This window comes from Maribacter sp. LLG6340-A2 (assembly GCF_045057105.1).
GTDB lineage: Bacteria > Bacteroidota > Bacteroidia > Flavobacteriales > Flavobacteriaceae > Maribacter.
In genome coordinates this window covers 69,062-93,050 of record NZ_CP159332.1, presented here as the reverse complement: position 1 = coordinate 93,050, position 23,989 = coordinate 69,062, and the positions used below count along the sequence as shown (strand labels likewise).

General features: G+C 36.2%; 14 protein-coding genes. 11 read left to right on the top strand and 3 right to left on the bottom strand.

Annotation, left to right across the window (positions count from 1 at the left end):
• Positions 1 to 32: 32 nt before the first annotated feature.
• A complete protein-coding gene (locus ABVM52_RS00420) occupies positions 33 to 989 on the top strand; it encodes a lytic transglycosylase domain-containing protein (RefSeq protein WP_405382600.1) in 957 nt (318 codons plus the stop codon).
• Positions 990 to 993: 4 nt separating this feature from the next.
• On the opposite strand, the gene ABVM52_RS00415 is transcribed toward ABVM52_RS00420, so the two are convergent.
• Positions 994 to 1,509 (bottom strand): DUF2892 domain-containing protein, encoded by a 516-nt coding sequence (locus ABVM52_RS00415; protein ID WP_405382598.1) that lies wholly within the window; start codon positions 1,507 to 1,509, stop codon positions 994 to 996.
• A gap of 254 nt (positions 1,510 to 1,763) precedes the next feature.
• Between ABVM52_RS00415 and rpmH the strand changes: the two genes are divergently transcribed.
• The 4 genes from rpmH to ABVM52_RS00395 all read left to right on the top strand — a co-directional run bounded on the left by rpmH (position 1,764) and on the right by ABVM52_RS00395 (position 7,636).
• A complete protein-coding gene (gene rpmH / locus ABVM52_RS00410; RefSeq protein WP_027067351.1) occupies positions 1,764 to 1,931 on the top strand; it encodes a 50S ribosomal protein L34 in 168 nt (55 codons plus the stop codon).
• Between the two features lie 89 nt (positions 1,932 to 2,020).
• Positions 2,021 to 4,873, top strand: coding sequence for a carbamoyl-phosphate synthase large subunit (carB, locus tag ABVM52_RS00405; protein WP_405382596.1), 2,853 nt, complete (start codon positions 2,021 to 2,023; stop codon positions 4,871 to 4,873).
• Positions 4,874 to 5,081: 208 nt separating this feature from the next.
• A complete protein-coding gene (locus ABVM52_RS00400) occupies positions 5,082 to 6,362 on the top strand; it encodes a hypothetical protein (RefSeq protein WP_405382594.1) in 1,281 nt (426 codons plus the stop codon).
• Between the two features lie 53 nt (positions 6,363 to 6,415).
• On the top strand, positions 6,416 to 7,636 hold the full coding sequence (locus ABVM52_RS00395) for a Pycsar system effector family protein (RefSeq protein ID WP_405382592.1): 1,221 nt from the start codon (positions 6,416 to 6,418) through the stop codon (positions 7,634 to 7,636).
• 52 nt (positions 7,637 to 7,688) lie between these two features.
• Here ABVM52_RS00395 and ABVM52_RS00390 read toward each other — a convergent pair whose 3' ends face one another.
• Positions 7,689 to 8,039 carry a ribose-5-phosphate isomerase gene (locus ABVM52_RS00390; RefSeq protein WP_405382590.1) on the bottom strand — a complete coding sequence of 117 codons (351 nt, stop codon included), beginning with the start codon at positions 8,037 to 8,039 and terminating at the stop codon, positions 7,689 to 7,691.
• A 379-nt stretch (positions 8,040 to 8,418) separates the two neighbouring features.
• On the opposite strand from ABVM52_RS00390, the gene ABVM52_RS00385 reads away from it, so the two are divergent.
• From ABVM52_RS00385 to ABVM52_RS00360, 6 genes are all read left to right on the top strand, one after another.
• A complete protein-coding gene (locus ABVM52_RS00385) occupies positions 8,419 to 11,487 on the top strand; it encodes a SusC/RagA family TonB-linked outer membrane protein (protein ID WP_405382588.1) in 3,069 nt (1,022 codons plus the stop codon).
• 17 nt (positions 11,488 to 11,504) lie between these two features.
• Positions 11,505 to 13,166 (top strand): RagB/SusD family nutrient uptake outer membrane protein, encoded by a 1,662-nt coding sequence (locus ABVM52_RS00380; RefSeq protein WP_405382586.1) that lies wholly within the window; start codon positions 11,505 to 11,507, stop codon positions 13,164 to 13,166.
• 189 nt (positions 13,167 to 13,355) lie between these two features.
• Positions 13,356 to 15,167 (top strand): hypothetical protein, encoded by a 1,812-nt coding sequence (locus ABVM52_RS00375; protein WP_405382584.1) that lies wholly within the window; start codon positions 13,356 to 13,358, stop codon positions 15,165 to 15,167.
• A 42-nt stretch (positions 15,168 to 15,209) separates the two neighbouring features.
• Positions 15,210 to 17,516, top strand: a complete 2,307-nt coding sequence (locus tag ABVM52_RS00370) for a GH92 family glycosyl hydrolase (RefSeq protein WP_405382582.1) — start codon at positions 15,210 to 15,212, stop codon at positions 17,514 to 17,516.
• Between the two features lie 6 nt (positions 17,517 to 17,522).
• Positions 17,523 to 19,058 carry a glycoside hydrolase family 28 protein gene (locus tag ABVM52_RS00365; RefSeq protein WP_405382581.1) on the top strand — a complete coding sequence of 512 codons (1,536 nt, stop codon included), beginning with the start codon at positions 17,523 to 17,525 and terminating at the stop codon, positions 19,056 to 19,058.
• A 65-nt stretch (positions 19,059 to 19,123) separates the two neighbouring features.
• Positions 19,124 to 23,155 (top strand): two-component regulator propeller domain-containing protein, encoded by a 4,032-nt coding sequence (locus ABVM52_RS00360; protein ID WP_405382579.1) that lies wholly within the window; start codon positions 19,124 to 19,126, stop codon positions 23,153 to 23,155.
• A gap of 7 nt (positions 23,156 to 23,162) precedes the next feature.
• On the opposite strand, the gene ABVM52_RS00355 is transcribed toward ABVM52_RS00360, so the two are convergent.
• On the bottom strand, positions 23,163 to 23,975 hold the full coding sequence (locus ABVM52_RS00355) for an SDR family oxidoreductase (RefSeq protein WP_405382577.1): 813 nt from the start codon (positions 23,973 to 23,975) through the stop codon (positions 23,163 to 23,165).
• Positions 23,976 to 23,989 lie beyond the last annotated feature (14 nt).

Here is a 23,989-nt window from a genome sequence, read left to right as displayed (position 1 = left end):
TAGTTGGGCCGTTTAATCTTAAAATATCATAAATGAAAATCATAAAGAATATATTAATGCTGTTGGGCATCGTTTTTGTAGCGGGAACCCTAATATTTGCCGTTCAATCAACAAGTGCAAATAACCCTAATACTATAGTGGTTGCCAATGATAGCGTTCAAAAAAATGTAGCATCTGAGTATAAGATATCATCTATAGATATCCCAGAGGATTTAAATTTTGCCGGTGAGTTGGTACCTCAGGCGGATCCTGAAATTATGGAGCGAGTTGATCGCGAATTTTTGGTCAATACCTATTGGCAGTCCAATGCCTTGTTGTTAATGAAAAGGGCCAATAAATATTTCCCGATCATTGAGCCAATTTTGGCAAAGAATGGTATTCCAGATGATTTTAAGTATTTGGCAGTAGCGGAGAGTGGCCTTACCAATGTAGTTTCACCTGCAGGGGCAACGGGATTTTGGCAAATAATGAGAGAAACGGGAAGGGAATATGGCCTTGAGGTGAACGCTAATGTAGATGAGCGTTATCATTTGGAAAAGTCAACGGAAGTTGCTTGTAAATACTTGAAAAAATGGAAAGATAGATATGGTAGTTGGGCGTTGACTGCGGCTGCGTATAACGCAGGTCCAGGGGCAGTGAACAAGTACTTGAGGATTCAGCAAGTAGATTCGTATTGGGATTTGTTGTTGGGCAGTGAAACCGGTAGGTATGTATTTAGAATCATGGCCATTAAGGAGATTCTTTCCAATCCGGAAAAATATGGTTTCCACATAGATAAGGATGATATGTATACCGCTGTACCAACGTTTACGGTAGAAGTGGATACTCCGGTAAGTGATTTTGCCGATTTTGCACAAGAGTACGAAATCAATTATAAGATTTTAAAGCGACACAATCCATGGTTACGGGAACCACATTTAAATAATGCTTCTCGTAAAAAGTATACTATAGAAATCCCTAATAAAGGATATTATGTAATGGGTAAATAAAAGATTAGATTTTTTTCATTTGTTGCTGCATCATTTTTATTTGATCGGTCAACATATTGTTCTTATCTAATTTTTTAGCCTCCTTAAGCAACATGGTAGCTTCTCTTTTGCGTCTTTTCTGCATGGCAATACCAGCAAGGCTAAGTTTGGCCATTGCTACATCATAATCCATTGTTAAACCTAGTTTCAAAGCTTTTTTAAAATATTTCTCCGCTTGGGTTAGGTTGGTTTGTGAGAATATAATGCCATGTAGGTAGTTGTAATACCCTTGTTGTTTAACGGTTAATGCCGCTTTTGGGTTTTTTATTTTATCCAGCCATTTTTTTGTGCCCTCCAAATCTTGTTTTCTCATGCGCATGAATGCCAATAGGATGATTTCATTTCTGAAATAAAGAAAAATAAAAATTGAGGATAATAGTAATAGGCTTATTCCATTTCCAATATATCCTTCTATAAATTGATAAATGGCGTATATGATGATTAGTCCTGCAATGATTAACTTTAAATTTTTATTGAACATATTATGGTATAATTTTATCTTTTTGTTTGCTGTCCTATATCAAAGTGTACTCACGCAAGTCCAATAAAATATAGGCAACAGCACTGTTAGAGTTTAATTCTGACAAAATTAGTCAAAAGCATTGTTTTCCACTGTACGGATTTATAAAAATATTTTTTTCATAAGCACTTGCCAAAGAAAAAACTCTTTGTATATTTGCGCCCAGTTTCACAGAGGATTCTGTAAAATATCAAATAATAGAAAAGGTTTAAGAGATGCCCGGACAAAAAAGAACATATCAGCCGTCAAAAAGAAAGAGAAAGAACAAACATGGTTTTCGTGAGCGTATGGCTTCCGTAAACGGTAGAAAGGTTCTTGCTAGACGAAGAGCAAAAGGAAGAAAAAAATTGACTGTTTCCTCTGAAACAAGACATAAAAAATAATGATTGTATAGTTTTTAAAATATTTAGGTGTTACTTTTCCGAAAGTAACACCTTTTTTTTGACCAATTCCCAAAATATATTTTTCAAAAATGCCAAAAAGAAAAGATTTAAACTCCATTTTATTAATAGGATCGGGCCCAATCGTTATAGGCCAAGCATGTGAATTTGATTATGCCGGTAGTCAGTCTTTACGTTCATTACGTGAAGATGGAATAGAGACTATTTTAATTAATAGCAACCCCGCAACCATTATGACGGATCCTTCTATGGCGGATCACGTGTATTTAAAACCGTTGACTACAAAATCTATTGTCGAAATATTAAAGGCACATCCGCAAATAGATGCGGTACTACCTACAATGGGCGGCCAAACAGCTTTGAATCTTTGTATAGAGGCCGATAAAAAAGGGATTTGGGAAGATTTTGGAGTAGAGTTGATCGGTGTGGATATTGATGCCATAAACATTACGGAAGATAGGGAGCAGTTTAGAGAATTGATGTTGAAAATTGGTGTAGGCATGGCACCACAGGCAACCGCTACCTCGTTTTTGCAAGGAAAGGAAATTGCACAGGAATTTGGATTTCCCTTGGTAATTAGAGCTTCTTACACACTAGGTGGCGCAGGAGCTTCCATTGTATACAAAGCGGAGGATTTTGACGAACAATTAAGTTATGGCTTAGAAATATCACCCATACATGAGGTAATGATAGACAAGGCCTTAATGGGTTGGAAAGAATATGAGCTTGAACTTTTAAGGGATAAAAATGATAACGTAGTTATTATTTGTGCTATAGAGAATATGGACCCTATGGGGATACATACCGGAGATTCCATAACCGTGGCACCGGCAATGACCTTATCTGATAGAACCTACCAGAAAATGCGCGATATGGCCATTCATATGATGCGTAGTATTGGAGATTTTGAAGGAGGGTGTAACGTGCAATTTGCCGTTAGTCCAGATGAAAAAGAGGACATTATCGCCATTGAAATAAATCCACGTGTATCAAGGTCATCTGCTTTGGCCTCTAAGGCAACGGGTTATCCTATTGCAAAGGTGGCAACAAAGTTGGCCATAGGTTACACGCTTGATGAGTTGGATAATCAAATTACGAAATCTACATCGGCATTGTTCGAGCCAACCTTGGATTATGTCATCGTTAAGATTCCACGTTGGAATTTTGATAAGTTTGAAGGCTCTGATCGTACCTTAGGATTGCAGATGAAATCCGTAGGAGAAGTGATGGGAATAGGGCGATCCTTTCAGGAAGCATTACATAAAGCAACACAATCCCTAGAAATTAAACGAAATGGTCTTGGAGCAGATGGTAAAGGGTATAAGAATTATGATCAGATCATAAGTAAACTCACTATACCAAGTTGGGATCGGGTTTTTGTTATTTATGATGCTATACAAATGGGTATACCGTTAAGTAGAATTCATGAAATCACAAAAATAGATATGTGGTTTTTAAAGCAATATGAGGAACTGCACTTCTTGGAAAAGGAGATTTCTAAATATACGATTGCCACCCTATCCAAGGATTTGTTACTGGAAGCCAAACAAAAAGGTTTTGCCGACAGACAAATTGCCCATATGTTAGACTGTTACGAAAGTGAGGTATACAATAAGCGTACGGAACTTAACATCAATAGGGTGTATAAGTTGGTAGATACCTGTGCGGCAGAGTTTAAGGCAATGACCCCATATTACTATTCTACATTTGAGGCAGAAATTGAAACCGCTGATGGGGCTCGTTATGTAGAAAATGATAGTGTAGTAACCGATAAAAAGAAAATTGTAGTACTAGGTTCAGGACCAAACCGTATTGGTCAGGGAATCGAGTTTGATTACTGTTGTGTGCATGGTGTGTTGGCCGCTGCCGAATGTGGATATGAAACCATTATGATCAATTGTAATCCGGAAACCGTTTCCACTGATTTTGATACAGCGGATAAATTATATTTTGAACCGGTATTCTGGGAACACATCTATGATATTATCCGTCATGAAAAGCCAGAAGGTGTAATTGTACAACTAGGTGGCCAAACCGCATTGAAATTGGCGGAGAAATTATCTAAATATGGTATCAAAATCATTGGTACTAGTTTTGAATCGTTAGACTTGGCCGAAGATAGGGGCAGCTTCTCCGAACTACTAAAGGATAACGATATTCCTTTCCCAAAATTTGGTGTGGCAGAAACTGCAGATGAGGCATTGACGCTTTCAGAGGAATTGGATTTCCCCTTGTTGGTAAGACCTTCTTATGTATTGGGCGGACAAGGAATGAAAATCGTCATTAACAAAGAAGAATTGGAAGAGCACGTGGTGGACCTTCTACGAAAGATTCCTAATAATAAATTGTTGTTAGACCATTACCTTGATGGCGCAATAGAGGCAGAGGCAGATGCCATCTGCGATGGAGAAGACGTTTACATCATCGGTATTATGGAGCATATTGAGCCTTGTGGTATACACTCTGGGGATTCTAATGCTACATTACCTCCTTTCAATCTTGGGGAATTGGTTATGCAGCAGATAAAGGACCATACCAAGAAAATTGCTTTGGCGTTGAATACCGTAGGTTTAATCAATATTCAATTCGCAATCAAGGACGAAGTAGTTTACATTATTGAAGCAAACCCAAGGGCATCACGTACGGTTCCTTTTATTGCAAAAGCATATAAAGAACCTTATGTTAACTATGCTACAAAGGTAATGCTGGGTGAAAAAAAGGTGAAAGATTTTAACTTTAATCCACAATTGGAAGGTTTTGCCATTAAGCAACCAGTTTTCTCTTTTAACAAGTTCCCTAACGTAAATAAGAATTTGGGACCTGAAATGAAGAGTACAGGGGAAAGCATACTGTTTATAGATAGTTTAAAAGATGATGAGTTTTACAACCTTTATGCAAGACGTAAAATGTATTTAAGTAAGTAATTTTACTTAAAATATCTTTAAGGGTAAACAGGGCTAAGCCATTGTTTACCCTTTTTTAATGCCAAATATTTAGCTTAACAGCCTTCAATTCTTTAATTGACCTTTAGTATTACTACATAAATTGTTTAAGGTTAAAATAAAATTTTATAGCAAACCAAGTTCATTTATAAAATAGGTAATCTTACAGAGTAGGAATCTAACTATAGAAATGGGGAAAAAAGTTCTGTTGGCTGTAATAATTGTGGTAGCACTATTCGTGGGCTTGACCTATTGGTCGCTCTTAAGTACACCTAAAACGTTCAGTACTTGTGAAATTGTTGGTATGAAGGAAATGCAACATATCAATTTTAAGGAATTTGACTCTGTTTTGGTGGCGGCAAGTACATTATATGAAGGAAATACCGTAAAGAATATCATGCAAGGGGAGCAGTATAGGAAAGCCTGGTCCACACCTGTAAAGGTGCCCATTGTTTTCTTGGATACATTGTTTGGTGGTGTACGTATTTTGGAAGAGGGCGGTGGACATCAAACACATTCCTTAAAGCTGGAAACAGAAGACGGTACGTTATTGACCCTTAGAAGTGTAAGCAAAGACCCATCCCCTTTAATACCAAATGTTGCTGAATCCCTTGGGTTGGAAAACATAGTGGTAGATGGTATTTCGGCCCAGCACCCATATGCTGCTTTGGTAGTCGCTAAATTATCAGATGAAGCTAAAATACTAAATACCAGACCTCAATTGGTATTTGTTCCAAAGCAAGCTTTCCTAAAAAAATATAATGACAAATTTGGTAACCGTCTGTTTTTATTGGAGTATGAAACAAAAGGAAATGCTCATTGGCTTGGGATAGATACCGTAGAATCCTTGATGGATACTGAAGATTTACAAGAACTGAAATTTGAAAAAAATGAACAGGTTGTTATAGACCAAAGGGCATTGGTAAGAGCTAGATTGTTCGATTTGCTTATAGGCGACTGGGATAGGCATTCTAAGCAGTGGGGTTGGGCAATCAAGGATAGTGGTGATGTAAAAGTGGCCATTCCTATGCCTTGTGATCGTGATAATGCATTTTTTAATTTGGAAGGAGTTCTTCCTACATTAATCTCTAATAATGCTTTTCTACCAGAAGTACAATCTTTTGAAAAGGAGATAGATTTTTTAAAGGGATTGATTTCCCCGTTTGATGTTTATTTCTTGAAACAGACAGATAAGCATGTATTTGAAGAAGAAGCTAAAAAGCTACAGCAACTATTATCAAATGAGGATATTTCTACTTCTTTTACGGTTTGGCCAAAGAATATTCAAGATTTGGATGCGGAACATATCATACAGAAAATGAAACAAAGACGTGAGGATTTAGTAGAATATGCCAAGGAATTCCACGAGCATTTAAGTACTAGTGAGACCATATCTGAACCTTTAAATGGCTCAGAGGATTTAAAATTAAATGAGAGTCAGTTGTCTTGTTTTAGCTGCCAGGAAAAATAGTTCTCATCCATTTTACAAAAACTTAAAAATATTTAAAAGAAAACAAATTTGCTATGAATACTACCCATGTTGAAAATGCCGCCAAATATGTAAAAATCCTGTTGGCTGATCAATTAAACAATAATTTTTTGTTTCATAGTCAAGGGTATACCAATAAGCTAGCTAAAAAAGCAGCATCGATTATTGAGTCAGACACTTTTGCCCAAATTGATAAAAATAGGCTAATGGTAGCTGTTTGGTTTCTCAATGCAGGTTTTGCCAAGAATTATGAGGGGCATATAGCGGGAAGTATTACGTTAGCAACCGAATTTTTAGAAAAGGAAGAAGTTTCAAAGGATGAAATAGAACACGTAAGTAACCTTATAGAAAAAGCTTGGTCATTAGAAAAGCCATTGACGAATGAAGAGGCACTGATAAAGGATGTCAATACCTATTTTTATGCGTCCAAGGATTTTGAGGAACTTTTACAACTATTGCGTTTAGAGCTTCAAAATTTTGAAATACAAGTTCCAGATCTCCATACCTGGAGAATGAGTTATATTGAAAAACTTCGGGTAGAACATACTTTCTATTCGGACTATGCCAAAGAAAACTGGCAGGAACAGAAAGAAGATAATATGTTATCGCTAATTTCTTCCATCCAAAAAGCCGAGAAAAATATAAAAAAGGAAACATTAAAGGCTAAATTAAAGGATGAGAGTCCTCAAAGAGCTATTCAATCCCTTTATCGGATTGAGTTAAGAAATCATATTAAACTTAGTGATATAGCAGATACTAAAGCAAATATTTTATTGTCTGTAAATGCCATTATCATTTCGCTTTTATTGGCAAATCTTTTGCCAAAATTAGACGCACCTTCAAATTCATATTTAATTTACCCTACCGTAATTTTTATTTTATTCAGTATTGCTTCTATGATTTTGTCGGTATTGGCTACTAGACCAAAGGTTGATAATGCTAATTTAATTGAGGGTGATATTAAAAAAAAGGATACCAATTTTTTGTTCTTTGGCAACTTTCATGCAATGGAGCTTACAGATTTTAAAACTAAAATAAGGAACATTATAAAAAATAAGGAGTCTATATATGATTCATTAAGCATGGACCTTTACTATTTGGGAAAAGTGCTTCAGCATAAATATAAATTATTGCGATGGACCTACACCATCTTTTTAGTTGGTGTTATTTTATCTGTCTTAGCCTTTGGCTTGGCCCTTAAATATTTTGGTATGGAAGATGAATTGCTAGATGCCGTTACACCGGCGGTTAAATAATATAAACGTTGTCTTTTTAAATTTAGATAACTTTTTTGAAGAAAATAGGGGGTTAGTTAAACCATACCGCATATTTTTTTCTTCGTAATTCCAATGCCAAATGTTTTTCCATTTTTAACGCTGCTGCTTTTGTTGGTAGTAAGGGTATATGGTTGTAAAGACTACCTCTTAGATATAGACCATATTTTCTAACCATGGAAGAGGAAAGATTAACTCCCTTTTTACTTAATGTTCCATTTTTATGTTGCTCAAATCGTTCTTTGGGAGTTTTACTCGTCATACCCACATATAAGCATTCCAAGACTCCGTTAAATTGAGGATTGGCATCCCTAAATTTTTTGTTTTCCGTATAGATTTTTTTGGATAGTTCTACTACGTAAATTGAATATTGAACTTTAGCCATAGGTAATTAATTCGGCATAAATTTAGTTTAAAAGTAGTTGGCAAAAGAGAGCACGAAAAAATTATGCAGATGATACCACTAATTCTCTTTTTTAAAATACTAATTATACACCTTAATATTTATTGATAACCAAAAATGATTCCCTAAAAAGCGACAATCAGGTAAAATTATTGCTTAAAAATTATGGAGTTCTTATCGATTTTTCTTCTGAAAGTTAGGTATGTAAATAAAATGTTAATTATTTACAGTCCACTAAATAATTGATTAACAGTTAGTTGTGATTAGATGAAATGTTATATCCATGTTTCAGAATGATTTGTCCATATTAATTTCCATAACCTAAAATATATTCGGTCCGTAACTACTAAACAATCAACTTATGAACGGACTTAAAAAATTAATATGGGTCATTTGTCTGGGCCTAGGCTCAACATTATGGGCTCAAGATCAACTCTCTGGAGTTGTGAATGATGAAACCGGTACTCCCATACCGGGCGTAAACATCATGGTAAAAGGAACCTCTAATGGTACTGTAACTGATTTTGATGGAAATTATCAAATTAGGGTTGCTAAAGGGGAAACTTTGGTATTTAGTTATTTGGGATTTAAAGGTCAAGAAATAACCTACCAAAATCAATCTACATTAGATGTAGTATTAGTTGAGGATACGGCACAATTGGACGAGGTTGTGGTAATTGGTTATGGTTCTGTAAAGAAAACGGACTTAACCGGTGCTGTAGCATCCATTGGAGCTGAAGAATTAACAGAGCAACGTAGAACGGATCTAGCCCAAGCGGTACGTGGTACCGTAGCAGGTGTAGATGTAAGACGTTTGAATTCCAAGCCCGGTTCGCCCTTATCGATAAGGGTTAGGGGTAACACCGTAATTACCAATAGTAACCAAGCAAATGCGGACGGACAGAGCGATGATGTTACTGCAGATTTATCAAGACCTTTATATGTGGTAGATGGAATTTTCTTGGATAATATCAATATTCTTAACCCTGCGGATATTCAACAAATGGATATTCTAAAAGATGCTTCTGCTACAGCTATTTATGGTTCTAGAGGTGCAAACGGGGTAGTTATCATTACTACCAAAAATGGTATAGAAGGTAAAACTCAATTTTCTTATGATGCATCATTTGGGGTAAGTTCCGCCAGTAATCTAGTGGATATTATGTCCGGTGATGAATATATAGAATATATAGACGATAATTTAAGGGCCCAGCAATGGAAGGCGGAATGGTTAAACAGTTCTACGCCAAACCCTACGGCTGCAGATTTTGACAATTATACCATCAATAGAAGTCAATCCTTTTTTGATAACGGGGAAACTGACAATATTGCAAATAGGGATTATTTTGACTGGATAGATTATATCACCAGAACGGCCGTACAGTCTAGCCATACCGTTTCAATGTCCGGTGGACAAAATGGTTTGGTATACAGTAGTTCTATAGGGTATTTAAAAGATGAAGGTGTTGTGGGTAACGATCAGGCCTATGAACGTTATACCGCTTCAACATCCCTTTCAAAGAAAATGAACCGATTTACTATTGGTCTAAGGGCGTATCTATCCTATTCTGAACAGGAAAAAGGAAGTAGGGAGCTTTTTAGAAGTGCCTATAGATTACCTGTAACTGCAGATCCTTTTGATGATAACGGGGAACTAATTTTATATCCAGATAATGAGGATCAACGATTTGTAAACCCATATTATGAAGTAAATGGGGCATGGAAAAACAATCAAAGAATTTTAAATGTAATTTCTAATTTCTATGTGCAATATGAGCCAAGTGATTGGTTGAGTCTAAAATCTACTTTTTCTCCTAATCTATCCTCTACCAGAAATGGAGAGCACAGAGGGCTACTTACAAAGTCCGCAAGAAATGACCCTTCTAGAACTAGGGCTTATTATGGGGTTGATTTAAGAAACTCTTATACTTGGGATAATACGGCCGATTTTAATTTTGATATTACCGATAAACAAAAATTGGGGGCTACTTTAATTACATCGGTTTATTATAACCAATTGGAGGGTAATAATATAGAAACAAGAAATGTTCCTGATTTTCACGGATTTTACAATACCAGCGCCGGTACGGATGTAAGGCAGTACAGTTCTTACTATGAAAAGGAAACTACGGCTTCTGTTGCAGGTCGTATCAATTACAATGTAAATGATAAATATTTGTTCACCTTTACGGGTAGGTATGATGGTGCTTCTAAATTGGCAGAAGGGAATAAATGGAATTTCTTTCCGTCAGCTGCATTTGCATGGCGTGCCAGTGAAGAACAGTTTTTGCAGAATGCAGATTGGCTAACAAACCTAAAGTTTAGGGTAAGTTATGGTAAATCTGGTAACTATAATACTGTTTCTCCGTATAAATCCTTCGCCTTCTTGAACAATAGCAATTATTTATTTGGTGATGATTTGACCAACGGTAACGTAGTAAACGGCCTATCCAATCCAGAATTAACTTGGGAGGTTTCAGAAGAAGTAAACCTAGGTGTGGATTTTGGTATGTTGAACAACAGGGTTAATTTTTCCTTGGAATTGTATGACAAGACTACAGAAGGAGCAATATTTTCTAGAAACCTTTTGGATGTAACCGGTTTTGACAGCGCCGTAGGCAACTTTGGTTCTATGAACAATAGAGGTATAGAATTTACCTTAAACACCAAAAACATTCAAACAGAGGATTTTAGCTGGAATACAAGTTTAAATTTTGCCAAGAATAAAAATGAGATTTTAAAGTTAGAAGGCGATTTGGACCTTCAGGTTTTTGGAAGACATAGTGCTTTAATAGTAGGTCAGCCATCAGATGCAATTTATTCTTATGAGCAAGATGGTATTTGGCAGATAGATGAGGCAGCGGAGGCCGCCGTCTATAACGCTGTTCCCGGGGAGCATAAGTATGTAGATCAAAATAACGACGGTATATTAGATGCGGCCAATGATAAGGTGGTTATAGGGACTACAGCTCCAGATTGGACAGGGGGTATGACCAATAATTTTAAATATAAGAATTTGGACATGTCCGTGATGATGTATACTAGACAAGGTGTATTTGGTCATTCAGAATTTCACCAACATCATGATACCAATGGCGAAACTAGGTTTAGCAAAATAGATGCCGCTTATTGGACTCCGGACAGTCCCAATGCAGATAATCCTTTACCAGGCTTGGGCCCTACACAAGGCGAATACTTTTTTGAGGATATGTCTTTTGTGAAAATTGGAAACATTGGTCTAGGTTATAGTTTTCCGTCTACCTTATTGGATAAGTTCAAAATGACCAGCGCAAGATTGTCCATAGATGTCCAGAACCCATTTACGTTCACAGATTTTCAGGGACCAGATCCAGAAACCGGTTTACAGAATTCATATGATATGAGTTTCCAGACCAGAACTACCTTAATTGGTTTAAAAGTAGCATTCTAAAAATAAAATTTAAGAAAATGAATAGATATAAAAAAAATGTAGGGCGGTTGCTTATGCTTGCAGCTCTAGCTGTTACTGCCTATTCTTGTAATAAATATATAGAGGAAGAAAATTTCTCTAATTTAACAGGTGAGGATTTTATAACAGAGGATAATGCGGACAGGCTGGTTGTAGGTGTATATAACTCGTTACGTGCTGTATATAAAGGTTATGATGCACATATGTTGGGAACGGATATTTTTACCACCCAAGGGAATGTTAATACAGATTTACATCCTTTAAATGTTTATGTAAATATTAATAGTAGTACAGGTGAGTTCGGCAATGTATGGCGCGATAATTATAATGTAATCAGCAAGGCCAATATTGCCATAAATAGATATACCAATGAAATAGAATGGACGCCATCTAACATTCCTACCAGGGATAATGGTATAGCCCAAGCCAAGACCATGCGTGCTATGGCCTATTTTAATTTGGTTCAGCAATTTGGTGGGGTAGTACTTACCTTGGACGAAATCAATGAGATCAGTTCAGATTATGTAAGGTCCAGTGAGCAAGAAACGTATGCGCAAATAATTACAGATTTGGAAGAAGCCATTCCAAACTTAGAGGATTCGCCTGCAACGGGAAGACTTTCTAAAAGGGCGGCACAGCACCTTCTTGCCAAAGTGTATTTAACTAAGGCCTATACTTCTTTTGCGGATAGTAGTGATTTTAATACTGCGGCCAGTTTAGCTGAAAGTGCTATAGGTGGTTATGATATCAGAACCCAGAGTTATGCAGAAGTTTTCGATTATGACAACCAGATAAATGATGAAATCTTGTTTTCCATTCAATATGGAGCGGGGGGCGATTATGGAGATAGAAATAATAATAAACACGCTATTCTAAGATTTGCAATCAACGAATTACCGGGAATGAGTAGGCAAAACCCTTATGGGATTAGAGGTTTTGATGTAATGCCCACCGATTTTTTCTATTCCTTGTTTGAGGATAATGATACTAGAGATGAGGCTACATTTCATAGAGTGCTTTATACAGATACTGAAGATGTTGTAGGTATGGACAATATAGCTGTTGGTGATACTATTATCTATTTCCCTAAACAAACAATTTCAGAAACTGAATTGGCGGATAAATTAGATAGATATTATGTGTACCAACCAGGGGATTATTATTTTAATGATTCTCCGGAAAATGTTCCTGGGGTAAACTATCAATATACGGACAATACAATTTTTGCAAATTTTCCAGTTTTCAAAAAATTTGAGGATGTAGGTTTTGATGAATTAGAAGGAGGGTATAGAGATACGTTTGTATTTAGAATTGCAGAAAGTCATTTAATAGCTGCGGAAGCTTATTTAGGTGCGGGTAGTCCGGCTCAGGCACTTGGCCATATTAATATTGTTAGGGAAAGGGCAACCGGAGAAGCAGATTATTATGCTACGGTGACTTTAGATGATATTTTAAATGAAAGAGCATTGGAACTTGCCGGGGAAGCTAGTCGCTGGAACGATTTAAAAAGAACGGGAAAACTACAGGAACGTATAAATCAATACAACCCGCACGTAGTAGATCATGGTTCGTTTGATCCATCTGTTCATCTGTTGAGACCTATACCTGCTACTGAAATAATATTATCGGATAATAATATTGAGCAAAATCCAGGATATTAAAGATTTATAAAATTTGTTGTTGAGTGAGCAGTTTTTTGTTAGTTGGGGCGGACCGGTTTGTCCGCCCTTTCTATATGCTTGTTAGAATCAATATTTATTTTTCATTAGATACTTTAAGATAAAGTAGTAAATACTTTTAGTTAAAATAAGTGTTGTAATCTTACTTTAAAGGTATAAATAACGTCCATTATGAATGAGAGAAAAAATAGTATAAGTCGCGCACAGTTTATGTCAATGGGCGGTTTAGCTATGGCGGCATTATTTGTCGGTAAAAATGCATGGGCAATAGATTTTGACATTGAGAGTAGGCTTAGTGATAAGGAGCTTATAGCTAGTTTGTTAAAGGGGAATGATGAAAGTGCTAAGACCATACTTGACAACGTAGCCTTAAAAAGCTCAAACCCATTATCATCGTATAGAAGAATTGCCCAGAATATATCAATACTATCCGCTTCATTTTCTAATGATAAATCCAAATTTTATAGGTCCCCAGTGGTTTTCGATGTTTTAAATAAATATACCCAAACTTTATTGGACGGGCAATATGAGGACGGTACATTAGATTCAGGGGGCAACAGACAATCCCCACCAGATACCGCATTTGTACTTGAGCACATTTGTAGTGCAATGATGGTATTAAAAAAGGATAATTTTAAGCGTGCAAAAGCATTAAGGCAAGGCTTGGAAAAATTTATCAAAAAAGCAGGTAAGGCAATGGTTACGGGTGGTGTTCATACACCCAATCATAGATGGGTGGTCTGTGCGGCCTTGGCTAATATATTCAAACTTTATCCACAAGAACAATACACCAACAGAATTAATCAATGGTTGGCAGAAGGGGTCTATATTAATGAAGACGGCCATTATTTGGAACGTAGTGCCAATTATTCTGCTGTTATTAATAGGGCATTTATTACCATTGCCAACTTTGTTGATAAACCGGAGCTTCTAGAACCTGTACTTAAAAACCTGATTACCTTTTGTTATTATACGGAACCTAATGGGGATGTTGTTTCCATTGACTCAAGAAGACAGGACCAATTAAGACCATCTACCATTACTAAATTCTATTTGCAGTATAGGTATATGGCATTACGGACCAAAAATCCATTATTGATTTATATGACGGAACAAATAGAAAGTTTTGCAGATTTTAATACTGTAATTCTTTCCCGTTCATTAATAGATTTTATGATTCATCCGGAATTGGTTAAGGAGTTGCCCAAATTTAACACCGTACTTAAAGAGTATGAAAAAACGTTTTCATTATCTCACCTAGTAAGAATCAAAAGAAATAATATTTCAATGACTTTGTTTGGAGGTAATGATAGGCCGGTAGAAATTGTTTCTGGGAAATCATCTAATCCAAATTTTTTAATTTACCGAAATGGCGCGGCGGTCTTAAAACACATGAGACTTTCTACCTCTTTTTTTAGAATGGGGTATTTTAGAAGCAATGGCATTGTAAAAGAAGAAGAGGCGTATATATTACAGGAGAAAAAAGAAGCGTATTATTATCAACCTTTAAAAGAAAAGTTTCATTTAGTTGATGGTAATTACAAACTGTCCCAATCCCACGATAAAAGATTTTGGAATAAAATGGATTTTGATTCAAGGGAAAAAAGCAATATAAAAACACAAATAACCACTATAAAGCTTTTAGAACAAAACGGTGTACTGAATATTGATTTTAAGATTGATGGTCCACCAAATATTCCAGTAACTTTAGAAATGTGTTTTGAAAAAGGAGGTGAATTAAGTGGAACAACATCTTTAGATTCAGATAAACATGTGTTGAAATCAGGATTTGGTACATATAAAGTAGGGGAGGATAGTATTACATTTGGTCCAGGGCTTTATACCCATGACCGTGTTTCAAGATTGGAGAGTGAACAATATGGCTATCATAATGGCACATTACAAACAGATGGTGAGCATGTTTTTATAACAGGACACACCCCTTTTAATCATAGTATGACCATACATTCAGCTCAACCATAGAAAATAGAACAGTACAAATTACGCAATTGATAAACCAAACCAATGGTTAAAACAAATAAAACAATACTCTGGCACATAGTAACTATAATGATTTTAGTATTGTGCTTAACTTCTTGTGAGGAAAAGAAAGTTACGGAAACACCGTACGTAGACTTGGTTTACCCGCAATTGGATACGGAAAACTCACGTTGGTTTTTCTTTTCCTCTGCCAACAGGCCGTTTGGCATGGTAAACCTAAGTCCGGATACGGAAATTGATGGAGCTTGGGGCAGTGGATACCGGTACAAGGTAGATACCGTAAGAGGCTTTAGTCATGTACATGCATGGCAAATGTCCGGTCTTTCTGTAATGCCGGTTATAAGTTCCAAAGAAAGGGACAGTTCTATTTTTACCGACTTTTATTCCAGTTTTAATCATGACAAGGAGGTTATTACTCCAGGGTACCATTATTTGGAGTTGGAGAGATATGGTATTAAAACAGAATTAACCAGTACCAAAAGGGTTGGTTTTCATAAGTATACTTACGAAAAAGATGTTAAAACACGTTCTGTTTTATTGAACCTAAATACCGTTTTGGGTCCAAATGAAAATATAGACGGAGTGTTAAAAAAAGATTCCAATATGGAGCTTTCAGGGAGTTTTATAATGACCCCGACCAAAAGAAGACCAAAACCGTTGACCACCTATTTCAAAATTAGATTCAATACCCCTATTGCTGCAATTGTTGAAGATAATCAGACAAAGAACTATTTAGTAATTCTGAATGACACCAGCGACCCTATTTTAATGAAGGTTGGTATTTCATATACCTCTATTGATAATGCCGAGATAAATATAGATACTGAACTTCCTCACTGGAATTTTAGTAAAACGGTAGAAGATTCTAAATTAGAATGGAATACGTTATTATCGCGTATACAAGTAGAAGGAGGCTCTGAACAGGATCAAAGAAGGTTTTATACGGATTTATGGCATGCACTACAGGGTAGAAGAATTATCAGTGATGTAAATGGTGCGTATCCTGACAATACAGGAGCACAGTTTAAAATAGGTCAAATACCATTAACGGAACAAGGAAGCCCAAAATTCAACCAATATAATTCAGATTCTTTTTGGGGGGCACAATGGACGATCAACACCCTGTGGGGATTGGCTTATCCGGATATCATGCATGAATTTAGTCAATCGTTAATGCAGTATTATAAAGATGGGGGACTAATACCTCGCGGACCATCTGGAGGAAACTATACTAATGTAATGACGGGGGCTTCCTCAACACCATTTATTGTATCGGCCATACAAAAAGGTATTGTAAATGAACAATTGGATACTATTTATGCCGCATTAAAAAAGAACCATATGCCAGGTGGTATTATGGGTAAAGCAGGTTATGAACATTTTACGGATTTAGGTGGCGGTCTTCAGTATTATTTGGACAAAGGTTATGTGCCGTGGCCACTTCCAGAAAATAATGAAGGCATTCATTTAGACGGGGCCGGACAAACCTTGGAGTATGCTTATCAAGATTTTACCCTGGCTCAATTAGCAAAAAAATTAGACAAGAAAGAAGATGTAAGCTATTTTGAAAAGCGCGCTAGCAATTACCGTAATGTTTTTAATGATGAAAGCGGATGGATGCAGGCAAAAAATGTGGATGGAGAGTGGTCAAAGGACTTTGACCCCTATGTCTATGAACATGGTTTTGTTGAATCAAACGCAGCACAATCCACGTGGTTTGTACCGCATGATCTGGAAGGATTAAGTTCTTTGATGGGTGGAAAGGAAAAAGCCGTAGAAAAACTGAACGCACAATTTGTTAAGGCAGAAGAATTGAACTTTACCTCTGGTAATTCCCATGAAAGTGAACTTCATCCGGAGTATAGGAGAATTCCTGTAAACTTGGGCAATCAACCTTCAATACAGACACCTTTTGTTTTTAATAAATTAGGAAGACCTGATCTAACACAATACTGGACCCGTAAGGTGGTAGAAAAAGCTTTTAGCGGCTTGGCTCCCAATACAGGGTATAACGGTGATGAGGACCAAGGATTAATGGGTAGCCTTAATGTATTGTATAAAATAGGATTGTTTCAACTAAATGGTGGAACGGAGGATAATCCTGAATACCAGATCGGTAGCCCTATTTTTAATAAAGTAACCATTGAACTGCACCCAAAATATTATGATGGAGGTAAATTTACCATAGAGGCAAAAAATAATGGTCCAACAAATATATATTCTTCAACACCAATATTTAACGGTACGGAATTGCCCAATTTTAGTATACGGCATTTGGATATCGTAAATGGTGGGGAATTGCAATTGAATATGAAAAACAGTGCAAATTAAAAACAAATGAAAAAAATAATACGCTATACCCCCTTATTGCTTTCTTTACTTTTATTGACCCATTGTACCGTTGTAGGCCAAAACCAAGTTCGTAGTCAAAAAGAGTTTGAGGTAACAGATTTTGGAGCATCTAATAAAGGTGATAAGTTAAGCACCAAAGCCATACAGAACGCCATAGATGCAGCACATAAAGCTAAAGGAGGAAAGGTTGTTTTTACAAAGGGCACTTATTTATCAGGCACTATTGAACTGAAGGATAACGTACATTTAGAAATTAACGAGGATGCCGTTTTGTTAGGTACTACAGATGCCTATCAATATAGAAAATTGGAACAGGGGAATTTGGCACTTATAGTGGCCAAAGAGGTTAGCAATATATCCATAACAGGAAAGGGAACCATAAATGGACAAGGAAGGAAGTTGGCATTGGCCATAGATAGTCTTCATCATATAGGGGAACGCATAGATCCCAAGTATAATTTAAAACGCATGCGGCCAAATGAGCTGCATAGACCGGAATTGATAAACTTTCTTAAATGTACCAATGTAAACGTAAGCAATATTACCTTAAAAAGTTCAGCAAGTTGGCTACAGACCATTGAACAGTGCAAAGATGTTAGCTATGATGGCGTTACTATACATAACCGTGCATATTGGAATAATGATGGTTTTGATATAGTTGATTGCACAAACGTACGTATAACCAACTGTAATGTAGATGCGGCAGATGACGGTATTTGTTTAAAATCGCATTCAAAGGATCACTACAATGACTCCATCTACATTGCTAATTGCACGATTAGATCTAGTGCCAGTGCAATAAAATTTGGAACGGCCTCACTAGGCGGGTTTAAGAACGTTACCATAGAGAATATTAAAGTGTTCGATACTTTTAGGTCTGCCATAGCTATAGAGTCTGTTGATGGCGGGGTTATTGAGAATGTAAAGGTCAATAATATCATAGCTAAAAATACTGGGAATGCAATTTTTGTGCGTTTAGGCCATAGGTCAGGGGATAGTCCCGGTATTGTCAAAAATATCAGTATAAAGAATATAGATGTACAAGTACCCTTTGGTAGACCGGATATTGATTATGATTTAAGAGGACCGGAAGTCAATTTCTTTCACAACCCATTTCCTTCATCTATAACAGGTATTAAAGGTCATCATGTAGAAAATGTACTACTAGAGAATATTACGGTTAGCTATCCAGGTAGGGCCTCTAAAGGAATGGCCTATGTACCGTTAAGTAGACTTGATCAAGTAAAGGAAGAGGTAAAAGGGTATCCTGAATTTTCTATGTTTGGAGAATTACCTGCTTACGGGTTATATGTTCGTCATGTAACCGGTATTACCATGAAGGATATTACCTTTACTTTGGAGAACGATGATTTTAGACCAGCCATGATTTTCGATGATGTTTCTAAAATTGACATCTCTGGAGTACATTTTCCCAAGAATAAAAAGGATGAGATCATCTTAAAGGATGCAAGTTTTTATAAAGTGGATGACAATTTATTGGAAGCAGTGAGAAAGCTGTAGGTAAAATTTGTTGTTATCGCATGTAAATGCCTATTTTATGAAAATAAATTGATAGTGATCGTTTAATGAAATATTGGTATAGTTTTATTTTAATGGTATTGGCGATCTTGAGTATAAGGTCGCAAAATTTAAAATTCAATCATTATAACGATAACAACGGTCTTTCCCATAATTCAGTAAGGTATATAAATCAGGATAAACATGGCTTTTTATGGTTTGGTACCTTTTCTGGGCTAAATAGGTTTGATGGGTATCAATTTAAACAATATTTAAGTGGTTCAACCCAACAAGAAACCTTGCTCAATGATGATATAACCGCTCTAGAGATAGATGAACCATCCAATACCATGTGGATTGGAACACGTGGGGGACTAACCCGTTTTAGAACAGATACCCATACATTTCGCACATATTTACCGGACAATAAAAAGGAGGATGCATTACCTGATCAGGAAATTAGGTCTATTTATATAGACAAATTTAAAAGGGTTTGGGTAGGAACTAAAAATAAGGGACTTAGTATCCTTTATTCAGATAAGGATAGTTTTGAGCAAGTTGAGATTGAAGGGTTTAATTATGTAAAGGACATTTTTGAAGATGAGGATGGTAATATCTGGATAGGAAGTTATGGTTCTGGCGGTGTGGCTAAAATATACCTAAACGCTTCTGGGGCCATACAACAGATTAAGAGGTATGTCTTGGATATACCTAATAGTACAGAGGTAAACCCATATATTAATTTTATTGACCAAGACCATAAGGGCGATATTTTTATAGGTACACGAGAAGGGCTGTATAAATTAGACAAAAAAGAGGATATTTTTAAAAATATGCCTATTGTTGAAAATGGACAGGGTAATAGTCTAGGTACCTATTTTTTAGCAATCGCAAGGGCTCCGGATGGTAAATATTGGTTGGGAACATTAGATGGAGTGGTGGTTTGCCAGCAGCTGGAAGATTTGACCATAGGTAAGTTTGAGCTGCACCAATCGGTATTGTCAGATGGGACATCCTTGGTAGATAACTTGGTCTCGGCACTTTTTTTTGACAAATCCGGAGTATTGTGGTTAGGAACCGAGGATGGTTTGGACAAATATGATCCTGTAGAAAATCAATTTGCACTTAACAAGGATATATCTAGGTTAATAGGTAACAAAGCACCAAGAATTAGAGGGTTTTCTAAAGCCTATGATGGTAAAATTGTAGTAGCTACGCGTAATAACGGTCTCTTTGTATCCAATGGTAACGGCTATAGTTCCTTATCGGATATTGGTACAGATATCGCAAGTATCTATACCGTAGACGGTAAAATATTTTATTGTGGGCTGTGGAACGGCAAAGTACAGGTGTATGATTACGTTAAAAAAAGTACCAAAATCATAGATACCGGTTTCACGGCCTCACCTGTATTGGCATTTACACAACTGTCATCAAATAAAATTTTGGTAAGTTCTTTTGGGGAAGGGATGTTGATTTTAAATACCGATAACTTAACTACAAATTCTTACGATGAACGTTTTTTGGATGGTTTTCAAATCAATACAATGGTAAAAGATGGCAATATAATATGGTCTGCCACGGAAACAGGTATTGTTCAACTAAATTTAGATTCTGGGGAGTTCAAGGTGTATGATGCGCTTTCAGATGAGAAAATAAACTTTCCAGATGCCAATAATGTTAGTGATATCCTAAAAGATAATCAAAATATTATCTGGGCCTCTTCAAGATATGGGCTTAGTTTTTATGATAGTACCCAAGATAAATTTCAAACCTATTTAAAGCATAAAGAATTGTCCGGTAGATGGGTCACTGATATTCTTACCGATAGCGAAGACAATCTTTGGCTCAATATGAACAACAATAGTATAGCAAAACTTAATACGCTTACCAATGAGGCAAATATTTATCAGGTAAATAGTGGTAATAGATTGGATGTATTCAGTTCTGGAGGGTTTTATACTGCCGATGGTAAAAATGTATACCTAGGAGCAAAAAGCGGTATTATTCATTTTACTACTGAAACTTTGGAAAGAAACGTTGCCAGTACAACGCCCGTCATCAGTGCATTTAGAATACAGAATAAAGAAATTACACCGGGTATGGAGGTAAACGGTCAAATTCCTTTAAAGTTAGATATTAACCTCTCCAAAGCGGTAGTCCTAAATTATGACAATCGTAATTTTTCTTTACAATTTTCAGAACCTACATTCGCTAACGATAAGCTCAATAGTTTTGAATATATGCTAGAGGGTTTTGATGATCAATGGATAACGACCACTGGTTTTTCTAGAACAGTACAGTATACCAATCTTTTTCCAGATGATTATATATTTAAAATTCGTTCTAGAAATGGTAATGGTCAATGGAGCGAAACGGCATCGTATGCTATAAAGATTCAACCACCTTTTTGGATGACGCCTAAAGCCATTATACTTTTTCTGGCCATTTTAGGTTCGGCCATTTATTTTATAAGGCGGGAGATTAAAAATCGTATTCGGTTAAAACAAGAATTATTGACAGAAAAGGTCAATAGGGAACATGATGTTAAATTAAACAATGAGAAATTGCGTTTTTTTACCAATATTTCACATGAGTTAAGAACACCACTTACCCTTATATTAGGTCCTGTAAAACAGCTGTTGGAAGATAGTACACAGCAAATAAACACCTACCAAAAAAGCAGATATGAACTAATTCATAACAATGCCAACCGTTTATTTTCTTTAGTGAACCAAGTATTGGATTTTAGAAAGGCCCAAAGTGGAGAGCTTAAGTTAAAAACCATGGAAACGGACATTCTTGCGTATTCAAAGAATATATTCGACTCTTACAAGGAACTTGCCAATAATAAGAATATTGAACTAAGTTTTATAACGGAAAATGAGCGTATTCATGGATGGATAGATAATGATAAGTTCGATAAAATTCTGTATAACTTATTATCCAACGCTATAAAATTTACACCGGATTTTGGTAATGTAGAGCTTTATTTACGGTATAATGAAGAACTGGGGAAACTAAATATTGAAGTAAGCGACAACGGAATAGGAATTTCAAAAAAAAGTCAGAAAAAGATTTTTAATAGATTTTATCAAGCCACTACAACCCAGCAAAATAACACAGGGTCAGGAATTGGACTTTCTTTAGTTCAATCCTTGGTTGAACTTCACAAAGGTAATATAGAGGTTAAGAGTAATCTTGACAAGGGTAGTGTGTTCATGGTAGAACTACCAATAGCCCGTAAATTTTACGATGATGATGAGGTTTTTGAATTATCGTTATCCAAGCTTACGGAAAATGATGAGGGTTTAAATGATGCGCCAAAGAAAATTATTCAAGACACGGGATTAAAGCAAAAGATTTTAGTGATCGATGACAATGCAGAGTTAAGGAAATATTTGGTGGATTATTTATCTGGGTTCTATAAAGTATATGAGGCGGAAAATGGAGAGCAGGCGTTGACCATTTGTAGACAGGTAAGGCCTACATTGTGCGTATCTGATGTAATGATGCCTATAATGAACGGTCTTGAGTTTTGTGAGAAATTAAAAAATGATCAGTTTATAAGTCATATCCCGGTTGTTTTATTAACGGCACTATCAGATAATAAAGATAAGGTCAAGGGGTATGGTACAGGTGCAGATGGTTATTTGGTAAAGCCGTTTGATCCCTCCTTGTTAAAGTTAATGATAGAAAATATTATAAAAACACGTTTGGACCTTAAAGCAAAATTTGCGGCGGAAACAGAGAGTGAGGTAAGTTTACTTACACATTCACCGGTAGACAAAATGCTTATGCGCAAGATAACGGACCTTATCAATGATAATATGGATAAATCTGAGTTGTCTACTTCATTTTTATGTCAAGAACTAGGGATGAGTTCTTCTAAACTTTATCAAAAAATAAAGGAATTGACAGATTTGGCACCAACGGAATTTATTAGAACCGTAAGGCTGAAAAAATCGGCATCTTTATTAAAGACAAAAAAGTATAATGTATCTGAGGTTACCAATTTAATTGGGTTTAATGACCCATTGTATTTTAGCCGATGCTTTAAAAAACAATTTGGATATCCGCCTAGTAAACTTTTAAAATAATATTCGGTTAGTCTCTAGTTGGTCTCCCTGTAAAATGTTCCATGGTATGATAAACACCAAGGACTTTACCGGTAAGCCAATCAAAAATAGTTATGGGTAGTATTGCTTGCGCAAAACGAATTAATCTATACATATAGCCGGGTATCGTAACCATCTTTTTATTTTTTTCTATCGCTTTTATTATAGTCAACGCAGTTGCCTCAGGGTCCAAGATGGGAATTTTAGAGCGTACCCCTTTAAACATTCCGGTATGTATATAATAAGGCATTACGGTAGTAACCTTAATGTTTTTGTTTAATTGCTCCATTTCTAGGCGCACACTTTCGGAAAAGCCTATCAAAGACCATTTACTTGCAACGTAAACAGACATTTTTGGGTTCGCCAATAATCCTCCAGAAGAAGCAATATTGCAGATATGACCGGAATTTCTTTCCATCATGGAATCTATGAACGCATGTGTAACGTGCATAGGGGCGTTGGCATTTACTTGCATGGTCTTATCGATATCCGCTATGGTGTGCTCAAATAAATACTTGCCCACAATAATTCCTGCATTGTTTATAAGTAAATCTACCCCATTGTATTCGTTTATAACTTTTTTGGCCGTAGTATGTATACTTTGCATATCGGTCACATCAACCTTAAAAAGAGCCAATGTACCCAATGCTCCATAAGATGATTGCAACCTATTAAAATTACGATCATCAACATCCCATATAAGGACCGTAGCACCTTTTTTAAGAAGTAGCTTGGTCATGATTTCACCAATACCCGAAGCTCCGCCGGTAATAAGGGCAATCTTGTTTTGGAATGTTTGCATTGTTCTGTTTGTAG

Bases quoted from the DNA above. Each gene is read 5' to 3' on its own strand.
- ABVM52_RS00365 (WP_405382581.1), top strand. From the start codon at position 17,523: ATGAAAAAAATAATACGCTATACCCCCTTATTGCTTTCTTTACTTTTA.
- ABVM52_RS00385 (WP_405382588.1), top strand. From the start codon at position 8,419: ATGAACGGACTTAAAAAATTAATATGGGTCATTTGTCTGGGCCTAGGC.
- ABVM52_RS00395 (WP_405382592.1), top strand. From the start codon at position 6,416: ATGAATACTACCCATGTTGAAAATGCCGCCAAATATGTAAAAATCCTG.
- rpmH (WP_027067351.1), top strand. From the start codon at position 1,764: ATGCCCGGACAAAAAAGAACATATCAGCCGTCAAAAAGAAAGAGAAAG.
- ABVM52_RS00355 (WP_405382577.1), bottom strand. From the start codon at position 23,975: ATGCAAACATTCCAAAACAAGATTGCCCTTATTACCGGCGGAGCTTCG.
- ABVM52_RS00380 (WP_405382586.1), top strand. From the start codon at position 11,505: ATGAATAGATATAAAAAAAATGTAGGGCGGTTGCTTATGCTTGCAGCT.
- ABVM52_RS00420 (WP_405382600.1), top strand. From the start codon at position 33: ATGAAAATCATAAAGAATATATTAATGCTGTTGGGCATCGTTTTTGTA.
- carB (WP_405382596.1), top strand. From the start codon at position 2,021: ATGCCAAAAAGAAAAGATTTAAACTCCATTTTATTAATAGGATCGGGC.
- ABVM52_RS00375 (WP_405382584.1), top strand. From the start codon at position 13,356: ATGAATGAGAGAAAAAATAGTATAAGTCGCGCACAGTTTATGTCAATG.
- ABVM52_RS00390 (WP_405382590.1), bottom strand. From the start codon at position 8,039: ATGGCTAAAGTTCAATATTCAATTTACGTAGTAGAACTATCCAAAAAA.
- ABVM52_RS00415 (WP_405382598.1), bottom strand. From the start codon at position 1,509: ATGTTCAATAAAAATTTAAAGTTAATCATTGCAGGACTAATCATCATA.
- ABVM52_RS00360 (WP_405382579.1), top strand. From the start codon at position 19,124: ATGAAATATTGGTATAGTTTTATTTTAATGGTATTGGCGATCTTGAGT.
- ABVM52_RS00370 (WP_405382582.1), top strand. From the start codon at position 15,210: ATGGTTAAAACAAATAAAACAATACTCTGGCACATAGTAACTATAATG.
- ABVM52_RS00400 (WP_405382594.1), top strand. From the start codon at position 5,082: ATGGGGAAAAAAGTTCTGTTGGCTGTAATAATTGTGGTAGCACTATTC.